Source organism: Marinobacter fonticola, assembly GCF_008122265.1.
In the GTDB taxonomy this organism is placed as follows: domain Bacteria; phylum Pseudomonadota; class Gammaproteobacteria; order Pseudomonadales; family Oleiphilaceae; genus Marinobacter_A; species Marinobacter_A fonticola.
In genome coordinates this window covers 929810-946255 of record NZ_CP043042.1, presented here as the reverse complement: position 1 = coordinate 946255, position 16446 = coordinate 929810, and the positions used below count along the sequence as shown (strand labels likewise).

Genomic DNA, 16446 nt, shown 5'->3' with positions numbered 1-16446 from the left:
GTTGGCTGGGTTGAGCTTGCGAAGCCCAACGCCCCGATCGCCAATCATTATATTGGGCTTCCTTCGTCAGCCCACCCTACGGTATTACCGGGCTTACGTTGATCGCATTCTCAAGCACCGTCGAGGTAGCGTAACTCCCGATCCAGCAAGGCCGGGTCGCCGAGATTCAACTCCACCAAACGTTTGAGGTGCGAGGCGCTTTCAATATCAATGTACCGGCACTTGAAGCCCAGGTGATCGTCTTCAACATGACGCAGTTCGACCGCCATCACGATGCCGGTGTCGCGGTCGTTGAGATGGATGGTAACTTCAAAAGGCTGATTTAAAGGATCTTCCCAGCCGGCGGGACGCTTGACCAAAACGCCCTTCATGGAGATATCCAGCACATGGGATGGCCATACGCTATCGCCCGAGTGCAACTCACACGGAGCATCGAAGAGAATTCTCTCAAACCGGCGACGATCTAACGACTTGCCTTCATTCACGCTGGCGCGACCTTTCGTTCTTAACTCATATCAAATGAAACATGAACTCGCACTGTAACAGAACTTACTATAGCGCTGTTCTGCCGCCGCTTCCAAGCATCACCCAGGGGCGCTCGCCCACGCTTGACGCTGGGCGCTTCAGCCGTGATAGGCCCCACTTAGCTCACATACCGCTTCGATGAAGGCTCCCGCGTGTGCCGGATCCACATCCGGCGTGATGCCGTGACCGAGATTGAAAATGTGACCACTACCCTCGCCAAACCGCGCCAGAATGTCAGCCACCTCCTGGCGGATCCGTTCGGGCGGCGCATACAGCATCGAAGGGTCCATATTGCCCTGTAGGGCAACCCGGTCGCCGACTCGAGCACGGGCATGACCGATATCCGTCGTCCAATCCAGGCCAAGGGCGTCGGCGCCGGTATCGGCCATCGATTCCAGCCATTGACCGCCGTTCTTGGTAAACAGAACCACCGGGACGTAGCGTCCATCCTGTTGACGAATCAACCCGTCAACAATCTTTTTCATGTAGGCCAGCGAAAACTCGGCATAGGCCCAGCTGGATAATGTGCCACCCCAAGTATCGAAAATCTGCACCGCCTGTGCTCCGGCGCGAATCTGGGCATTCAGGTAGTCGGTCACCGCTACAGCGAGCTTATCCAGAAGCGCATGCATGACCTGGGGCTCGCTGTACATCAGACGCTTGGCTTCGCGAAAGTCCTTGGAGGAGCTCCCTTCAACCATATAGGTCGCTAAAGTCCAGGGGCTACCGGAAAACCCAATCAGCGGAACCCGGCCCGCGAGGGCGCCGCGAATGGCCGACACGGCTGACATGACATAGCCCAGATCCGTTTCCGCCTTGAGGGCCGGCAATGCCTCGACATCAGCCGCTGAACGAACCGTGTTGCGGAACTTGGGCCCTTCGCCTGTTTCGAAGTAGAGCCCGAGCCCCATCGCATCGGGAATCGTGAGAATATCCGAGAACAGGATGGCCGCATCGAGAGGGTAACGCTCAAGCGGCTGCAAGGTGACCTCGCACGCCAGTTCGGTGTTCTTACACAGGCTCAGGAAATCGCCGGCCTTGGCTCGGGCGGCCCGGTACTCGGGGAGGTAACGCCCTGCCTGACGCATCATCCAGACAGGGGTCCGGTCCACGGGCTGGCGCTGCAGTGCCCGCAGCAACCGGTCATTCTTGAGTTCTGTCATACTGCTCTCGTTATCAGGAACATTTCAGGCTCTTCTCGGGCATCCGGGTACAATGAGATGTCGAGATAGTTAGATGTCGAGATAGTCCATGATGCCTTCCGCCGCCTGGCGACCTTCCCAGATGGCCGTCACGACCAAGTCGGATCCACGAACCATATCGCCTCCGGCAAAGATCTTTGCATTAGACGTCTGGAACGGAAAATCGGACTGCTCCGGAGCCGTCACACGGCCGGAATCGTCGATACCGACGCTCAGCTTGTTGAACCATTCCGCCGGACTGGGGCGGAAGCCGAAGGCAACCAGCACGGCATCTGCAGGGATGACCTCTTCACTGCCGGTCACGACTTCCGGACGGCGGCGGCCGTTCTCGTCAGGCTCGCCCAAACGGGTTTGGACAACCTTGACCCCTTCAACCTGGTCCTCACCAATAATTGCAATCGGCTGACGGTTAAACATGAACTTAACGCCCTCTTCCTTGGCGTTGGTCACCTCTTTACGAGAGCCTGGCATGTTCTCTTCGTCACGACGATAGGCACAAGTCACACTCGCCGCCTGCTGACGAACCGCGGTGCGGTTGCAGTCCATGGCCGTGTCGCCCCCACCGAGCACGACCACCCGCTTGCCCTTCATGTCGATAAACTCGCTATCGGTCGCACCGAAACCCAGCCGCCGGTCGACGTTGGAAACCAGGTACGGAAGGGCATCGTAAACGCCCGGCAGTTCTTCACCCGGGAAGCCACCCTTCATGTAGGTGTAGGTGCCCATGCCCATGAAGACAGCGTCGTAATCATCGATGATGTCTTCCAACAGCACGTCTTTGCCCACCTCGGTCGAGAGACGGAACTCGATACCCATGGATTCGAAAATCTCGCGGCGACGGGTCATGACGCTCTTTTCGAGCTTGAACTCAGGAATACCAAATGTCAGCAAACCGCCAATCTCGGGGTAGCGGTCGAAAACCACGGGTTTGACGCCGTTTCGCGCCAGTATATCGGCACAGCCGAGACCCGCCGGACCAGCGCCGATGATGGCCACTTTTTTGTCAGTCCACTGCACGTGCGACAGGTCTGGCCGCCAACCCAAGGCAAATGCGGTGTCGGTAATGTATTTTTCCACCGAACCGATAGTCACCGCGCCGTAACCATCGTTCAGGGTACAGGCGCCTTCGCACAAGCGATCTTGGGGACAAACACGGCCGCAGACTTCCGGCAGGGAGTTGGTCTGATGGCACAGCTCGGCGGCCTCCAGCAAATTCCCTTCGGATACCAATTGCAGCCAGTTCGGAATGTAGTTGTGAACGGGGCACTTCCATTCACAGTAAGGATTACCACAGTGCAGGCAGCGATGCGCCTGACTGGCGGCTTCGTCTTGCTTGAACGGGTGATAGATTTCCTGGAACTGTTTTTTCCGCTTGCTGGCAGGGACCTTTTTCGGGTCCACACGGCCAACCTCGATAAACTGGAAATCGTTATTCAGTCTCTCTTTCATCACGCGACTCTCAATTATTCAATTTCGATGCTGGAAGGTTCGTTTCAGCGCGCCCTTATTCCGGACGGGCGCGGGTGCTGGCCAACAACGTCCGCAGACTTGCCGCCTTCGGTTTGACCAGCCAGAAACGACCGATGTAATCATCGAAATTGTCGAGAATGTGCTCTGCCCATTCGCTTTGGGTCTCAGTCACATGCTCCCGGATAACACTGCGAAGGTGGTTACGGTACGGCTCCATATCTTCGCTAGCAATACGCTGGATTTCCACCAGCTCGTGGTTGTACTTGTCGACAAAGGTGTTCTTCTGGTCCAGAACATAGGCGAAGCCGCCGGTCATACCGGCGCCGAAATTATGCCCGGTATGGCCGAGAACAGTGACCAGACCGCCGGTCATGTACTCACAGCAGTGGTCACCGACACCTTCGACGACTGCATGGGCACCGGAGTTACGGACACCAAAGCGCTCACCGGCGGTGCCAGCGGCAAACAGCTGGCCACCGGTGGCACCATAGAGACAGGTGTTGCCGATGATCGACGTTTCCTGCGTCTTGAAATTACTTTCCCGAGGCGGACGAACCACCAGTTTACCGCCCGTCATCCCCTTACCAACGTAATCGTTGGCATCGCCCTCAAGGACCAGGTTCAGACCGCCGACGTTCCAGACGCCAAAGCTCTGTCCGGCTGTACCCGTCAACTCCAGGGTAATCGGCGAAGCCGCCATGCCTTGATTGCCGTGGTTATCGGCAATCTCGCCGGAAATCCGTGCGCCGATGGAGCGGTCGCAGTTGGTCACCCGATACTGCCAGGTGCCGCCGGACTTGTGGGTAATGGCCTCGCTGACATCGCTGACCATTTGCTCGGCGAGCTGGCCCTGGTCGAAGGGCTCGTTGCGCTCGACCTGGCACGTATGCGGCTTGTCCGCGGGAATCAGGTCGTTGCCCAGAATGGGGCTCAAGTCCAGATTCTTCTGGCGCGGCGTATCGCCCGGCAGCGCCTCCAGCAAGTCAGTCCGGCCCACCAGCTCTTCCAGGTTGGTCACGCCTAGCTTCGCCATCCACTCCCGGGTTTCTTCCGCCACAAAGCGGAAGAAGTTCATCGCCATTTCAACCGTACCCTTGAAGTGATCTTCCCGCAGACGCTCATTCTGCGTCGCCACACCGGTCGCACAGTTGTTGAGGTGACAGATGCGTAGGTACTTACAGCCCAAAGCAACCATCGGCGTCGTTCCGAAACCAAAACTTTCCGCGCCCAGGATCGCCGCCTTCACCACATCCAGGCCTGTCTTGAGGCCACCATCGGTTTGCAGCCGCACCTTGCCGCGCAGATCGTTGGAACGCAGCGCCTGCTGCGCTTCGCTCAGACCGAGTTCCCACGGCGAACCCGCGTAACGGATGGATGTCAGCGGACTGGCGGCCGTCCCGCCGTCGTAGCCGGAAATGGTGATCAGGTCGGCATAGGCCTTAGCCACACCGGCGGCAATCGTGCCCACACCCGGCTCGGATACCAGCTTTACCGAGACCAGCGCTTTCGGGTTAACCTGCTTGAGATCGAAAATCAGCTGCGCCAGATCTTCAATCGAGTAAATATCATGGTGCGGTGGCGGTGAAATCAAAGTCACACCGGGTACGGAATAGCGCAGACGCGCAATCAGCTCGTTGACCTTACCGCCTGGGAGCTGTCCGCCCTCACCCGGCTTGGCGCCTTGAGCCACCTTGATCTGCATGACATCGGCACTGCGCAGGTATTGCGCAGTCACACCAAAGCGTCCAGAGGCGACCTGCTTGATCTTGGAGCGACGATCCGTGCCGTAACGAGCGGGGTCTTCGCCACCCTCACCCGAGTTGGAGCGCCCACCCAAGGTGTTCATCGCCATCGCTAGCGCCTCATGCGCTTCCGGCGAAAGAGCCCCCAGGGACATAGCGGCGGAATCGAAGCGTGGGAAGATTTTCTCCACCGGCTCGACAGTATCGAGTTCAACTGCCTTGATGCCCGGCTTGAAACCCAGCAGGTCTCTGAGTGTCGCTACGGGGCGCTCATTCACCAGGCCGGCATACTCGCGGTAGATACCGTAATCGCCATCAATAACCGCACGCTGCAAGGTGTTGACCACATCGGGATTGAACGCGTGGTATTCCTGCCCGTGGACATACTTCAGCAAGCCGCCTTGATTGATCGGCTTGCGCGGCTTCCATGCGGTGCTGGCGAGCAACGCCTGATCTTGCTGGAAGTCGTAGAAGGTCGCGCCTTTAATACGGCTTGGCACCCCCGGGAAACATAGATCGACCACTTCTTCGGCCAGACCAATCGCCTCGAACAGCTGCGCGCCACGGTAAGAGGTAATGGTAGAGATACCCATCTTCGACAGTATCTTCAGCAGCCCCTTATTGATCCCTTTGCGGTAGTTATTCTTGGCCTCAATCGGGTCCATCATGACTTCACCGGTACGGATCAAGTCATTGAGAAGCTGATACGAGAGATACGGGTAAACCGCCGTCGCACCGAACCCGAACAGCACAGCGAATTGATGCGAGTCCCGCGCCCAGCCGGTTTCGACAATCAGATTGGAGTCGCACCGCAGGCCTTTGTTGACGAGGTGATGGTGCACCGCACCTGTAGCCATCAACGCGTTGACCGGCAATTCGCCTTCCTTGAGATCCTTGTCCGACAAGATCAGCAGAACTTTACCGTTGCGCACGGCCTGCTCGGCTTCGGCGCACACTGCTTCCACAGCCTGCTTCAGGCCCAGTTCCGGCCTATAGCTCATCCGAATGCGAGCCACTTCGAACCCGGGGCGGTCGTTACTTTCGATTTTCAGGAATTTCGCAGGCGACAGCACTGGCGTCGATAGGATGATCCTGTTGGCGTGATCCGGCGTCTCCTCGAAAACATTACGCTCGGCGCCAAGACAAGTCTCCAGCGACATGACGATCGATTCCCGCAACGGGTCGATGGCCGGATTGGTGACCTGGGCAAACTTCTGGCGGAAATAATCGGCAACGTGACGCACGCGACTGGAGAGCACGGCCATAGGGGTATCGTCCCCCATGGAACCCACCGCCTCCTGGCCATTTTCAGCCAGCGGACGCAGCACCTGATCACGCTCTTCGAACGACACATGGAACATCTTCTGATGGATTTTGAGGTCGTCGCTTTCCATCAGCTTGAACTCGGGCGTGTCCTGATTAAGGGTTGCCTCGACCCGCAGTGCGTTCTCGCGTAGCCAGCGCTTGTAGGGCTGACTGTTCTTGAGCCGGCTATCGACGTCATGGGTATGCAGCACTTCACCGGACTCGGTGTCGATGGCGAGGATCTGTCCCGGACCGACCCGTCCCTTGGCAACCACGTCTTCCGGCTTGTAGCTGTAGGTGCCGATTTCCGAAGCCAGGGTAATGAAGTCGTCCTTGGTGATCACCCACCGCGCGGGACGCAAGCCGTTGCGATCGAGCATACAGACGGCATGACGGCCGTCCGATAGCACGATACCTGCCGGACCGTCCCACGGCTCCATATGCATGGAATTGTATTCGTAGAACGCCCGCAGGTCGGAATCCATGGTGTCCACGTTCTGCCAGGCAGGCGGAATCATCATACGTACCGCGCGGAACAAATCGACGCCACCGGCCAGCAGGATTTCCAGCATGTTGTCCATGCTGGAAGAGTCGGACCCGGTCCGATTAACCAGCGGCTGCAACGTTTGAAGGTCTGGCAATTCGTCGGATTTGAACTTGGAGGCCCTGGCAATCGCCCAGTTGCGGTTACCCTCAACGGTATTGATTTCCCCGTTATGGGCCAAAAAGCGGAACGGTTGCGCCAAGGGCCAGCGCGGCATGGTATTGGTGGAAAAACGCTGGTGAAACACGCAAATCGCGGTGTGCAGATCCGGATCGCCGAGGTCCTTGTAGAACGTCGGCAGATCGGACGGCATCATCAGGCCTTTGTAGGCCAGGGTCTTGTGGGACAGGCTGCAAATATAAAACTCAGCGTCGTCCGCCATTTCGCGCTCGGTGTGGCGACGACTCAAAAACAGGCTGATCGCAAACTCCCGCTCGCCCTTACCTGCAGGCTCGACAAACACCTGTTCAATACGGGGCAGACAGTCCAGGGCCATGGGGCCCAAGCAATCGCTCTCTGTTGGCACTTCACGCCACCCAGCGACTTCGAGCCCTTGCTCGACCAGATGTTTTTCCAGCGTCTTGCGGCCACGCTCGGCCTTTTTCTCATCCTGATCAAGGAAGATCATGCCCACGCCGTAAAGTTCGCCGAGCTTTTTGCCGAAGCTCCGCTGGGCAGCCTTGCGCAGGAAGGCATCGGGTTTCTGCAGCAATAAGCCGCAGCCGTCACCGGTCTTGCCGTCCGCTGCAATACCACCACGATGGGTCATGCAGGTCAGCGACTCGATGGCAGTTTGCAGCAACTTGTGACTAGCCTCGCCCTTCATGTGGGCAATCAGGCCAAATCCACAGTTGTCCCTGAACTCACTGGGATGATACAAACCTGTCATCATAAGCGTTCTCTCACTTAAAAATTCTTTTTCAATCAATGGGATAACTGCAGAGCCCAGGCACATCTCCCACTGACACTGAAAATGGGGGCTGGCTATTTTACATGCGCACTAATACCTACTCAAATTATTGAGCACTTTTTAGCGCACTTACGGAATATGAAATCGATGAGATTGGTATAAAAAAGAATAAAAAACAGCGCCGTACGGCCCGAAGGCTCATGCCGTCACTGGCAACGCCCTACTTGCTTGCGCGCCGGGTACCGCGACCGCGGAACAACTGGTGCACTAGATCCTGAAGAGTGGCGCAAGTTCCTTAAAGTCCTGAAAAAGCACGGACCCACACATCGCGGCGGGCCAACGGCTGCGGAAGCTGACTGATTGCCCGGTCAGCCTCGTCACGACTGACAAACCCTCCGTAAATCACAACATACCACGGTTTGCCTTTGCGTGTAGAGCGGGTATAGATCAAGTTATCGATATCAGGGTACCGCGCCAGGAAGTCCAGCGCAGTGTCTTCTTCAAAGCCGGCAATGTACTGCACCGTAAAGCCTTGGCGTTGGCGCAGCTGCTCGACAGGCTGAAAGCGCGCGGGGTTACCGGCATCGAATCCCGGCGTTTGCACTGAGCTTGCTGGGGCCGACTCTTCAGCTTCAGCGGCTTGATCACCGACGGTCGGAGCTGTCTCCTGGGCGATTTCCGGATCCGCCGCGGCATCGTCAGCCGGCAACTCGGCACGATCACTGATACCGTTATCACCCTGCTGAGCACTTTCCTCCGTTTCCGGCGAAGACTCCGTGCCCACGGCATCAACCGTCTCGACTTGCTCAGAGCTGCCCTCTCCGCTGCTCTCGCGCTCCGCAGCATCAGTCGGCTCGATCATGGCCGGCTGCTGGTCAAAGCTTTCCGTTTCCGTTTCCGTTTCCGTTTCCGGCAAGGTGTCTGCAGGGGAGAATGCGGGCTGTTCCGCCGACTCGCCCGGCGCCTCGGCAACCGAGTTCTCAGCCTGCGAACGGTTGTCTTCGACCGGCTCTGGAACGTCGGCCCAGATCTCGGCATCAGGCCCCAACCTGACGGTTTTACGCTCCGGTTCCGGTACCGATGGCTCGGGCGGTTCGGCTTCGGACGCAATCATGGCGTCGTACTGCCAGGAGACGAGCAGCCAAGAACCCCCCAGAAGAATTACGGCCATGGCGGGCCATAGCCATTTTTTTCGTCCCGGTTCGCCTTTTTCCGAGGGCTTGGGCTGATGCCCCGCCATATCCAGCCAAACTGCGGGAGCCGTTCGTTTGAGACGGGAAAAGCTCCCATGACTCAATTCGTGCAACTGCTTGAGGCGGGCGTTATTGAGCAACACGGCCGGATCGACGCCGGACCTTTCAATCCGCGGTACCAGATAATCCTTCAGCTCGTCCCGGGTTAGAGGCCGCAGGTGAACCTGATGAACATGCGGCTGTGCGCTACCGCCCGCCTCGGCGATACCTAAAGATGCGACAAGGGTGTCGGCACCAGCCAGTAGTGGCACCGCGCACTGACTACAGTCCGCCTCGCGATGGGCCGCCAGCAGCGAGCGAACGACCGCAGCTGGCATGTGGTCGGCGTCATCCATCAATAAAACAAGACGCTTGCCTTTGCGGGTGGCGGCTTCGCTCCACTTGAAGAAGCCGAATATAGCATCCCGCGGTGAGCGGCCAGCGCCAAGACCACGATGAGCAATACGTAGCAGAGCATCTGCCAGATTTTGCTCACTGCTGATTTCGGCAACAGTGAGGCGATGAAACGTCAGCCTTTCGGATTCTGCTCGAACCAACTCGGCCAGCAATCGGGTTTTCCCCGAACCTCTCGCCCCGGTAACAAGCAATGCCATATCGCCGAAGGCCGCCAGATGCCTGATCGTTTCCAGCGCATATTGTCGCTGTGCGCCAGGGAAGAACGGCGAATCCATGGCCAGTGGGTCCTGGCCAAGACCGTAACGCTCCTGAAGTCGCTGGAACAGCCCACTCGGATCTCCAGTTAGCAGATCTTCAGCCATTGCACCCTTCCTTAGACATCCAATTCTTCTTAATGACAGAAATGCGCAAGGGTTTCATGCAGATTTTCGGTTCGGAACGAGCTGGTGACCACGGCCTCGCCAAGGGACTCCAATAGGACCAGCCGTAGCGCGCCGTCCACATTTTTCTTGTCGACGGCCATCAGTTCCATAAAATGGTCCGGCGTCATTCCAGACGGCGGTATCAGGGGGAGTTTTGCGCGCTCGAGCAATTGCCGCGTGCGGGCCACATCATCGGCAGTTATATACCCGGACCGCATGGATAGATCCGCAGCCATGAGCATACCTGTCCCCACGGCTTCGCCATGCAGCCAGGAACCGTAACCCGTGTGGGTTTCAATCGCGTGGCCGAACGTGTGCCCCAGATTCAGGATTGCCCTTAGGCCACCTTCGCGCTCGTCAACAGCCACCACGTCGGCCTTGCATTCACAGGAACGATAGATGGCTTCGGCAAGTAGCTCGTCGTCCTTACCGTTGAGACGATCGATAGTGCGCTCCAGCCATTCGAGAAACTCGATATCCCGAATCAGCCCGTACTTGATCACTTCGGCCAAGCCAGCTGCCAGCTCATTTTCAGGCAAGGTGGATAGGGTATCGGTATCGATCATGACCGCCTGAGGCTGATGGAAAGCGCCGATCATATTTTTGCCACGCGGATGATTAATGCCCGTTTTTCCCCCGACCGAAGAATCCACCTGCGACAACAGCGTTGTCGGTATTTGAATAAAGTTCACGCCACGCTGGTAGCTAGCTGCCGCAAAACCCGTCATGTCGCCGATCACGCCGCCGCCTAAAGCGACGAGCGTAGTTTTCCGGGTATGCCTTTGCTCCAGCAGAGCATCGAACACGAGGTTTAGCGTTTCCCAGTTCTTGAATCGCTCGCCATCGGGGAGAATGACGTGATCGACCTGCTTGCCGGGGAAATTGCCAGCAACCCGATCCAGGTAAAGCGGCGCAAGGGTTTCGTTGGTGACGATCAATACTCGCTCACCCGGCACGAAGACCGAGAGGTCTTGGCGACCCAGTAAACCCTGGCCAATAATGATCGGATAGCTGCGATCGCCAAGATCCACATGCAGTTCACGACTGGATTCAGACATGATTCTGACCTTCCTTCCTGAGATGACGCTTCTTGCGATGAGGGCGAGGACTAAGGCGATTGATCAACTGACGCACCACCAGACGCGGGCTTTTACGGTCGGTCATCATCACGATATCAGCCAGGTGGCTGTATAGTGGGTCCCGGCGAGCAAATAGGTCACCAAGGATTGATTTGGGATCATCGTGCTGCAGCAACGGGCGATTACGATCTCTGCGGGTACGGTCGTACTGCTGCTCGACTGAGGTTTTCAGATAGACGACCAGCGCATTGCGGCGCAAGCTCTCATGATTGATCTCACGCATTACGGCACCACCGCCAGTGGCGATCACCGCGCCTTTCTCGCGAGAAAGCTCCTCCAGGATATTACTTTCCCGGGTACGAAATCCGTCTTCGCCCTCAACATCGAAAATCCACGGGATATCGGCACCGCAGCGTTCCTCGATGAGGCGGTCGGAATCGACAAAGTAATAACCCAGCTCTCGCGCCAGCAACCGGCCGATGGTGCTTTTACCTGCACCCATGGGGCCCACGAGAACAATACGCTCTGGCAATGGCATAGTTCAGCTCAATTCAATACAGGGCGCAGAGCATAGCATAGCCTCTATTTAACCGATAAGCGCCACGTGATCATTAAGCGAAGACACAAAAAAGCCGCCTCAATGAGGCGGCTTCGAGGACAAATGCACAGACTAGTTAATGAGCTCGCTGCGCATGATCGTCGGCGTAATGAAGATAAGTAATTCGCTACGCTCGTCGATGTTTTCGGTTCTCTTGAAAAGACGTCCAACGTAAGGGATATCACCAAGGAACGGCGTCTTGGTAATGTTGGTCGATACCTCTGACTGGAAAATACCCCCCAGAACAACCGTTTCTCCGTCACCGACCAGCACCTGGGTTGTCACCTCGTTAGTGTTAATAGAAGGTATGCCCGCGGTTACTTCGCCCCTGGAGTCCTGATTGACCACGAGATCCATAATGATCTTGTTGTCAGGGGTTATTTGCGGAGTTACCTCGAGAGACAACACAGCCTCTTTAAAGGATACAGACGTTGCACCGCTTGATGACGCTTCCTGGTATGGAATCTCTTCACCGGATTTAATCGACGCTGTTTGGCGATCAGCAGTAACGACACGCGGCTGGGAGACGACTTCGGCTTTGCCATCGGTTTCAAGCGCTGACAATTCCAGGTCAACCAAGAAGTCATCGCTCGCCCAACCAAAGGCAAAAGACGAAGCGCCATTCGCGGTTACGCCCAGGTCTACGGCCAAAGCGCCGGGGAAAGTAATGTCTCCGGATCCGCCGCCGGCCGCATCGCGAGCTTCGCCAACAGCACTCTGGGAGCCGCCGACGGAAAACACGTTATTGCCGCTCACATCGTACCCGGCACCGCCCCAACGAATACCCAGGCTTTCGGCCACGTTGGTCTGAGCGCGTACGATACGCGCTTCGATGGAGACCTGGCGCACAGGAATGTCCCAGGTATTAACCAGGCGTCGAATTTCCTCAAGCTTCTCAGCCGTCTCCCTCACGCTAATAGTGTTAGTACGCGCATCGGATGAAATGAAGCCCCGGTCGGAAATCAACTCCGCATCGGCCTGAACCAGAGCGACAATATCCCCTGCCTTGGCGTAATTCACCTGAATAATATCCAGGCGTACAGGCGCCAACTCCGCAATCTGTTTGGATGTTTCCAGCTCCAGACGCTCACGCGCGGCAATCTCGTCCGCCGGAGCAACCAGCAGTACGTTACCGATCTGACGCTTGTCGAGCCCTTTAGTCTTCAGAATGAGGTCCAGTGCCTGATCCCACGGCACGTTCTGCAGACGCAGCGTGATGCTGCCGCTGACGGTATCGCTGGCTACGAGGTTCAGCCCGGTGAAGTCAGCGATCAGCTGAAGAACTGAACGGACTTCAATATCCTGGAAGTTCAGAGAGAGCTTTTCACCGCTATACGGGAATTTCTCGTCACGACGGCTTTCGGCTTCTTCTTCCGTCAGCGGCTCCACACTGACCGTAAACTGGTTGTCCGCCTGATAGGCCAGGTAGTCATAGTTGCCTTGAGGGCGAATCTCCACAACCGCATCGTCACCCTGCATAAACGTATCGACTCGGGTTACGGGCGTTGCGAAATCCGTCACATCCAGACGACGACGCAGCTGCTCAGGCACTTGGGCTTCATCCATCACCAGCCGAATCCGACCGCCTGTTTCCGACAGATCGACGGGGATAGTGGGATCGCTCATCGTGACGATAATCCGGCCTTCGCCGTTCGAACCCCGACGGAAGTCCACATTGGTGATCGCGTCACGCCCGGAGGCGACAGGCGCTGACGATGTTGACGCCGATGCCGGGGCAGACGCTGACCCACCGGCATCGCCACCGATCCTGAGGGTCACGGTGTTACCCGATACGTTCGTGGTATAGGGCACCAATTCCACGAGATTGAATATCAGGCGAGTCCGATCGTCGGTTTCGACCACGGTCATGCTTTGGGCGTTACCGCCCCCCAGAGAAACACTTCGGCTCTCAAGGGCGCTTTGCGTGTTACGCAGGTCTACAGCGATACGTGCCGGGCGCTCTATGGTGTAGCCCGTGGGCTGAGGCGGCGTGCCGTCAAAGGTCAAGGTTACCTCGGTACCATCGCCAGGAAGCGACGTAAAATCGACATCATTCAGGCTGACAGCATGGGCCAGTCCCGAAAACATGCCGAGTGCGGCCATGCCGAACATTACTGCGAATTTTCTGAACATCGTTAGCCTCGACCCCAAACTTATTTGTACAAACAGTCTTCTTTGATTCTTCATAACGCCGCTCCTCAGCCCTCATTCAAAGACAGGGATCGGGGGCGCTCCACCCAACCACCGCGGCCATTGGGCACGATTTCAATGAGCTCAATACGGGTCTCGTTGACACCGACAACCCGCCCATAATTCTGTCCCATGTAATTTCCCTTGCGCACGCGATGAATCCCGCCGCCGGTGTCCTTGACCAGGGCATAGAGACCACTACTGTTGCCATCGGCACGGCGCAAGGTCCCTACCATGTTGAGCTCCGTTAACTGGAAGTTCTCCAGCACTTCCTTAGGCCGATCCAGATCCGGCTCGATATCGGTTTGCGGGGGCTCGTCAACCATCGTGAGCTGGACTTCGACCGGCACCTCGAACGGTGAACGGCGATCCGAGGCCGAGTAGGTAAATGCCTCGTAGGCCTTGAACTCCGGCAGCGGTTCGACGAAACCGCGCGGCTTGGAACGGGTTTCTGCCATGAACTGATCCAAGTCGGAATAGCCACTACCCTGGGAACAGCCCGCCAGCAACGATGCGAGACAAATGCCGGCCCAGGCCTTACTTGCATGCTTTTTCATCATGCTCACTCCCCAGCCCGGTAGCGGTAGGTACGGGCCAGAACCTGCATATCCAGCTTTTCCGCTTCACCGCCTGTTGGCTTAATCGTAAAATCGTGCAGCGTCACAATACGCGGCAACCCCGCAATACTACTCACGAAGGACGCCAACTCGTGGTAGGTCCCCCGAACACGGATGTTGATCGGCAACTCAATGTAGAAGTCGCGGGTCTGCTCGGGCTGAAGCGTAATTTCCTGCAGCTCCAGACCGCTGCCCAGCGCGGTATTGGTAATATCTTCGAGTAGGCCAGGCACCTCAGTGTCACTCGGCAACTGTTTGACCAGCGCACCGAAGGTTTCTTCCATCTCCGCCATCTGGTTCTTGAAGGTCTGTAGATTGGCGACCTTATAGGCTTTCTGCTCGTACTGTTCCTTCAGCTCGACTTCACGCTTTTCCACTCGCTCAAGCTGCGCGTACTGATCCTTGACGAAGAACCAGTAACCACCTCCGAGAATGAGGCCAAATACGATCAGGGCGACGATGATCTTGATCGGCATCGGCCAAATGCCGGCATTATTGACGTCGAGATCGTTGATATTGAATTCATTGAGGCTTTTCATTGAGTCCGCGAGGCTCATTTCTTCTCCTCCACTTCGGGCTCAGGCGTCTTCTGGTTGACCGAGAGATTGAACTGGCTGTATCCGGCACGGCGTTCATCCGCCGACGACACGTTCGTCAGGTTGGGATTGGCAAACCATTCCGACTCATCGAACTGCCGCATCAGACTTGAAATCCGGCTATTTGACTCAGCCATACCCACAATGGATACGGTGTTACCGGCTTTCTTCAAATCCATATAGAACAGCCCGTCAGGCAAGGTCCTAACCAGCTCGTCGAAGACGCGCACGATAACCGGCCGCTTGCCCTGAAGATCCTGAATAACCTGCATCCGGGAAATCAACTCGTCGCGCTTGCGGCGCAGATCTTCGATCTCCTTGATCTGCGAGTCCAACTCCTTCGTGGCACTTTCGATATAGGCGTTGCGGGATTCCTGATAATCGATACGATTATCCAGGTTGGTATTCCACAAAAAGCCGAGGCCGGCGGCAACGATAACGGCACCCAGCAACATCGCGACGAACTGCTGCTGTTTCTCCGCCCGCAGCTCTTCGCGCCAGGGTCTGAGGTTAATCTTCGCCATCAGTCAAAACTCCTCATCGCCAGACCACAGGCAATCATCAACGACGGCGCATCATTGCTCAGTGCAGACGCGTTGACGCGGGAGCCTACCGCCATATCCGCGAACGGGTTGGCAACTAAAGTCGCGGTCCCGGTCTTTTCCTCCACCATCTCGGTCAAACCCTGGATAGAGGCCGTTCCGCCGGCAAGCACCACGTAATCGACGGCGTTGTACTGGCTGGCTCCGAAAAAGAACTGCAACGCGCGCGCAACCTGCTGCACAACCGCTTCCCGGAAGGGCGACAACACCTCGGAGTCATAGTCGTCCGGCAAACCGCCTTGTTTCTTGGCAAGACCAGCCTCTTCGAGAGAAAGGCCATAACGACGCTGAATTTCCTCGGTCAACTGCTTGCCGCCAAAGATCTGCTCGCGGGTGTATACCGTTTTGCCTTCGGCGAGAACACTCAGCGTTGTCATGGTCGCGCCGACATCAACGATAGCGACAACCAGCTCTTCGCCCTGGGCATCCAACTGGGGCTCGATAAGGTCGTAAGCCCGCTCGAGGGCATAGGCCTCGACATCGACGACCTTGGCAGAAAGACCTGCAATGGAGAGCGCATCCTCCCGAATATCGACGTTTTCCTTACGGCAAGCTGCCAAAAGAACGTCGACCTGATCGGGATTGGTTTCAGAAGGCCCTTGAACTTCGAAATCAATAGCCACTTCATCGAGAGGATAAGGAATGTACTGATCGGCCTCGAGCGCGATCTGATCTTCCATTTCAAACTCGTTGATACCACCATTCATCTGGATCAGCTTGGTAATAACAGCCGAACCGGAGACAGCAACGGCCGCCTGTTTCACGCCGGTGCGGGCTTTACTTGCGACCTTTTTCAGCGCATCGCCAACCGCCTCAACATCTGTGATATTTTTTTCGACTACAGCATTGGCGGGCAGCGGTTCGACCGCATAACTTTCCACCTTATATCGCTCGCCACTCAGCCTGGAGAGTTCCAGGAGCTTGACCGAGCTTGAACTGATGTCGATGCCCAGAACGGTACTGGACTTTTTACCGAACAATCCGAACACGCGCTC

Annotated in this window: 12 protein-coding genes; all 12 read right to left on the bottom strand. The window is 56.9% G+C overall.

What is annotated here, in order from left to right:
• Window positions 1–110: 110 nt before the first annotated feature.
• A complete protein-coding gene (locus FXO11_RS04180; RefSeq protein WP_148861714.1) occupies window positions 111–485 on the bottom strand; it encodes a PilZ domain-containing protein in 375 nt (124 codons plus the stop codon).
• A gap of 138 nt (window positions 486–623) precedes the next feature.
• On the bottom strand, window positions 624–1688 hold the full coding sequence (gene hemE / locus FXO11_RS04175) for a uroporphyrinogen decarboxylase (protein ID WP_148861713.1): 1065 nt from the start codon (window positions 1686–1688) through the stop codon (window positions 624–626).
• Between the two features lie 69 nt (window positions 1689–1757).
• Window positions 1758–3176, bottom strand: coding sequence for an FAD-dependent oxidoreductase (locus FXO11_RS04170; RefSeq protein ID WP_148861712.1), 1419 nt, complete (start codon window positions 3174–3176; stop codon window positions 1758–1760).
• Window positions 3177–3231: 55 nt separating this feature from the next.
• A complete protein-coding gene (gltB, locus tag FXO11_RS04165; protein WP_148861711.1) occupies window positions 3232–7680 on the bottom strand; it encodes a glutamate synthase large subunit in 4449 nt (1482 codons plus the stop codon).
• 313 nt (window positions 7681–7993) lie between these two features.
• On the bottom strand, window positions 7994–9709 hold the full coding sequence (locus tag FXO11_RS04160; protein WP_148861710.1) for an SPOR domain-containing protein: 1716 nt from the start codon (window positions 9707–9709) through the stop codon (window positions 7994–7996).
• Between the two features lie 29 nt (window positions 9710–9738).
• Window positions 9739–10827, bottom strand: coding sequence for a 3-dehydroquinate synthase (gene aroB / locus FXO11_RS04155; protein ID WP_148861709.1), 1089 nt, complete (start codon window positions 10825–10827; stop codon window positions 9739–9741).
• Window positions 10820–11386, bottom strand: a complete 567-nt coding sequence (gene aroK / locus FXO11_RS04150; RefSeq protein ID WP_148861708.1) for a shikimate kinase AroK — start codon at window positions 11384–11386, stop codon at window positions 10820–10822. The genes aroB and aroK overlap by 8 nt, the downstream gene beginning before the upstream one ends.
• A gap of 132 nt (window positions 11387–11518) precedes the next feature.
• Window positions 11519–13579 (bottom strand): type IV pilus secretin PilQ, encoded by a 2061-nt coding sequence (gene pilQ, locus FXO11_RS04145; RefSeq protein ID WP_202980284.1) that lies wholly within the window; start codon window positions 13577–13579, stop codon window positions 11519–11521.
• 65 nt (window positions 13580–13644) lie between these two features.
• Complete coding sequence (locus FXO11_RS04140) at window positions 13645–14196, bottom strand: pilus assembly protein PilP (RefSeq protein ID WP_148861706.1); 552 nt, start codon at window positions 14194–14196, stop codon at window positions 13645–13647.
• A gap of 2 nt (window positions 14197–14198) precedes the next feature.
• Window positions 14199–14810: a type IV pilus inner membrane component PilO gene (gene pilO, locus FXO11_RS04135; protein ID WP_148861705.1), complete on the bottom strand. Its 612-nt coding sequence runs from the start codon at window positions 14808–14810 to the stop codon at window positions 14199–14201.
• Entirely contained in the window at window positions 14807–15373 is a 567-nt protein-coding gene (locus FXO11_RS04130) for a PilN domain-containing protein (protein WP_148861704.1), read from the bottom strand. The genes pilO and FXO11_RS04130 overlap by 4 nt, the downstream gene beginning before the upstream one ends.
• Entirely contained in the window at window positions 15373–16440 is a 1068-nt protein-coding gene (locus tag FXO11_RS04125; protein ID WP_148861703.1) for a pilus assembly protein PilM, read from the bottom strand. The genes FXO11_RS04130 and FXO11_RS04125 overlap by 1 nt, the downstream gene beginning before the upstream one ends.
• Window positions 16441–16446 lie beyond the last annotated feature (6 nt).

Bases quoted from the DNA above. Each gene is read 5' to 3' on its own strand.
- pilQ (WP_202980284.1), bottom strand. From the start codon at position 13,579: ATGTTCAGAAAATTCGCAGTAATGTTCGGCATGGCCGCACTCGGCATG.
- FXO11_RS04140 (WP_148861706.1), bottom strand. From the start codon at position 14,196: ATGATGAAAAAGCATGCAAGTAAGGCCTGGGCCGGCATTTGTCTCGCA.
- aroB (WP_148861709.1), bottom strand. From the start codon at position 10,827: ATGTCTGAATCCAGTCGTGAACTGCATGTGGATCTTGGCGATCGCAGC.
- pilO (WP_148861705.1), bottom strand. From the start codon at position 14,810: ATGAGCCTCGCGGACTCAATGAAAAGCCTCAATGAATTCAATATCAAC.
- aroK (WP_148861708.1), bottom strand. From the start codon at position 11,386: ATGCCATTGCCAGAGCGTATTGTTCTCGTGGGCCCCATGGGTGCAGGT.
- gltB (WP_148861711.1), bottom strand. From the start codon at position 7,680: ATGATGACAGGTTTGTATCATCCCAGTGAGTTCAGGGACAACTGTGGA.
- hemE (WP_148861713.1), bottom strand. From the start codon at position 1,688: ATGACAGAACTCAAGAATGACCGGTTGCTGCGGGCACTGCAGCGCCAG.
- FXO11_RS04130 (WP_148861704.1), bottom strand. From the start codon at position 15,373: ATGGCGAAGATTAACCTCAGACCCTGGCGCGAAGAGCTGCGGGCGGAG.
- FXO11_RS04160 (WP_148861710.1), bottom strand. From the start codon at position 9,709: ATGGCTGAAGATCTGCTAACTGGAGATCCGAGTGGGCTGTTCCAGCGA.
- FXO11_RS04170 (WP_148861712.1), bottom strand. From the start codon at position 3,176: ATGAAAGAGAGACTGAATAACGATTTCCAGTTTATCGAGGTTGGCCGT.